Source organism: Methylobacterium sp. J-070 (genome assembly GCF_022829385.1).
GTDB lineage: Bacteria > Pseudomonadota > Alphaproteobacteria > Rhizobiales > Beijerinckiaceae > Methylobacterium.
The window spans coordinates 1-2793 of the sequence record NZ_JAKSXX010000057.1 but is presented as its reverse complement, the minus strand read 5'-3'; the positions used below and the strand labels follow the sequence as shown (position 1 = coordinate 2793).

Genomic DNA, 2793 nt, shown 5'->3' with positions numbered 1-2793 from the left:
GCCGGCCGAGACCGCCTCGACCTGCTTCATCCCGGCCTTGCCGGCCTCGCTCATGACGACCGCCCGGCAGGTGTCGACGGTGCGGTTGCGGCCTGGCACCTCCGGCAGGGCCTGTCCGATCCTCTGCAGGGCGACGGATGTTCCCTTCACCAGGCCGGTGCCGGGCACCATCGACAGGATGGTCTGCTCACCGGCCGCGGCGGAGGCCGGTCCGATCGGGGCGATCTGCCAGGGCATCTGCCACGTGGCCGCCGAGGTGTCCGGCGCGGCGGGGGCATCCTGCGCCAGCGCTGGGCCGGCCAGGGCAGAGATGAGGGTCGCGCAGCAGATCGAACGGATCGACATCACGGCTTTCCTTCTTCGCGGGGGTGAACGGGAGGCGGCGGCATCGCGCTAGTCCGTCGGCGCGAGGGCGGGTGGCATCGTCCAAGGCGAGGACGGCGCAGAGTTGGCCGGCGGGGTAGCTGAGCGATCGGCTCGCGCCTGATGTATGGAGGCGTAGGCGACGGCGACGGCGTCAATCCGCGGTCGCGTCGCTGTCGGCGAACTGATGAGCCCCGCCGCCTGCTTGGGGTCACGGAAGGGCGCCCGTAGTGTCGAGGCCGTTGTCCCTGCTCGTGGCCGCCTGAGGGACTGAGCATGTCTCGCTGGTCCAGGATTAAGTATCGGCGCGACCACACCCTCTGCGTCACTGGGCGGCGTTATCGGGATCGTTCGATCTAACACCGGCTGCGCCGGATCCGGGCCAAGCGTCGCTACGCGCCCGGGCGGAGATACAGCGGTGATCGTCGGCGCGGGACGAACGGCGACCTCAGTCGGGAGGCGCATTTGAGCCGGTCCGGGTGGCAGGGTCGGCGCGGTCGTCGGGTCCGCTGGACGGGTTCGCGTAGTCTCCATCTCGGCTCGACCCTGTTGCGGCGCGTCCGGCTCGAGGGTCGCGACCACGGATGGCGGGACCATCGTCGCGATGTCCTGACGCTCGGTGCGGTCAGTCCAGGCGGGCCCCTGTTCGAGCGTGAGACGCGATGCGTCGAGGGGTGCGCGGCCGATCAGTGACAAGCGCGGGTTGGCGCGGGGCGGCAGGGACATCGGCCGCTCCGCCGTAATCACAGGGTTTGGATCCAGGAAGGTGCGTGGTCCGTCTGCAGATGATGAGGCATCCGGATCGTCCCTGCTGGATAGCGGTCCTGTCAGGTGCGGGACCTCGACCCACGAGGGGAAGGCGGCTGGCGACGGGGCCACGGCAGATATTTCCGGGGTCACACGGCGTGTAAGTATCGGCGAGACCCAGCCGCTGCGCGGAGCAAGCCATGCTGCGCCTGTGGCCAGAAGTACGAGCGTCGACAAACAGGAAATCGAGATCGTGGCCCAGGATGACAGGGGCTCATCGCGCCTGACGACCGTGAGGTGTCGGGCTACGCCGAGGGGCTGCAGGTCGCCCACTGTAACTTGGCCGGGACGTAACATGTGCTGGAAACCAGGCAGGACGACAAATAGTTCACGGCTGTGTCATCGACCGGCACCCGCAGCGCGTGAACGGGTTCGACTTCACATCTCGCGCGTCCGTTCTGCCGAACACCCGCAGACCGTCACCGCATAGCTCTGCCCGTCCTACCGCCCGCGAGAATTCTCGATCGGTCTGATCGGTCGAAGTCGACCGCTGCCCCTCGGCAGCGATTTTCGTGGCCAAGTGCTAAGTTTACCGAAGGCGGGTGCAGCCAGAACGGTCCATGTCGGCCGGGCGGCACGGTTAAGTCAACGTCAGGGAATGATCAGCGCGACCATGCAGGCCGGACCTTCGACCCTCGCCGACCTGCGCAAGGCGGGCATCATCAGCAGCCAGGAGATCGTCGCGGCGATCGACGTTTACCTCAGGGATCCGTTGGCCGGACCCTATCACTTCGCCAGCGGCCACAGCCTCGACATCGCGCGCCTTGTAAACGCGACGCCTGCTTTCGGGGAGGTGGACCGATCAGGACCGCGTGAGAAGGCGTTCCGAACGGTGCTGACCGCTGCCGTGATGTCGGCGCAACCGACTGCGCCGTGAATCGTCGGCCAAGCCGAGCGACTTCGGCACGTTTTCGCAAAAGACTATTTCTGCGCGCCGGCGACTTAGTGCGCCTGAGAACGTTTGATGATCAGGAGGACCGCTCGATGTCTTGGTTCTGGCTGTTTGCGGTCATGGCTGTCATCGGAGCGGGGGCGCTCGTTTTGGGAACGGGGCTGATTGAGATCGGCGGCGTGACCCAGCCCTCGAACTGGCGCGCGGGGTGAGCGCCGAGTGAGCGGCGCGCGCTTCCTGCGAGCGTCCTGACCCCATGCGGAGGCAGAAGCACCGCCCACACCTGGGCGACGGCGTCCGGCTCCTCGGTCATCAGCAGGGTTCCGATCGCTTCCGCAGTGTCGACCTGCTTGGCGCATACCCGAGCCGCGTCGGCCGAACGAAGCACCTCGACGTCGTGAGGCATGCCAGGCGCCAGCCGCACGTCCACCCCGAATTCGAAGCCATGTCGCCCGTCGCTCACGCCCGCCGCGATATCGGCGCGGTACTGCTCAGCTAGGGCCGGCCTTTCTCAGCGCCACAAGGCGCTAAAGGTCTCTTCAAGGTCGTTGATCAGAGTTCGGTTGCAGAAGCGGTGCAGGACGGGACCGTCTGTCGTTCCCTCGCGCATCTCGATCGACTCGGTATTCTGGTCGTAGGAGAAGGTCAGATGGCGGCCGCCGAGGGTGGTCGACAGGATGGCCTTGGCGCCCGCCTCGTCCTGGATCATCTCGGTCGATCCCGGCGCGCCG

Annotated in this window: 4 protein-coding genes; 1 reads left to right on the top strand and 3 read right to left on the bottom strand. The window is 67.0% G+C overall.

Annotated elements, in window-relative coordinates; translation table 11 throughout:
• A partial coding sequence (locus MKL01_RS03555) for a hypothetical protein (protein ID WP_243903857.1) occupies positions 1-345 on the bottom strand: 345 nt, incomplete at its 3' end.
• A 1423-nt stretch (positions 346-1768) separates the two neighbouring features.
• Between MKL01_RS03555 and MKL01_RS03550 the strand changes: the two genes are divergently transcribed.
• On the top strand, positions 1769-2047 hold the full coding sequence (locus MKL01_RS03550; protein ID WP_243903856.1) for a hypothetical protein: 279 nt from the start codon (positions 1769-1771) through the stop codon (positions 2045-2047).
• A gap of 91 nt (positions 2048-2138) precedes the next feature.
• Here MKL01_RS03550 and MKL01_RS03545 read toward each other — a convergent pair whose 3' ends face one another.
• Both MKL01_RS03545 and MKL01_RS03540 read right to left on the bottom strand, forming a co-directional pair.
• The gene (locus MKL01_RS03545; protein ID WP_243903855.1) at positions 2139-2525 is read right to left on the bottom strand and encodes a hypothetical protein; all 387 of its coding nucleotides are present in this window, start codon (positions 2523-2525) and stop codon (positions 2139-2141) included.
• A gap of 48 nt (positions 2526-2573) precedes the next feature.
• Positions 2574-2793 (bottom strand): hypothetical protein (locus tag MKL01_RS03540; RefSeq protein WP_243903854.1); only part of this gene is annotated, 220 nt, incomplete at its 5' end.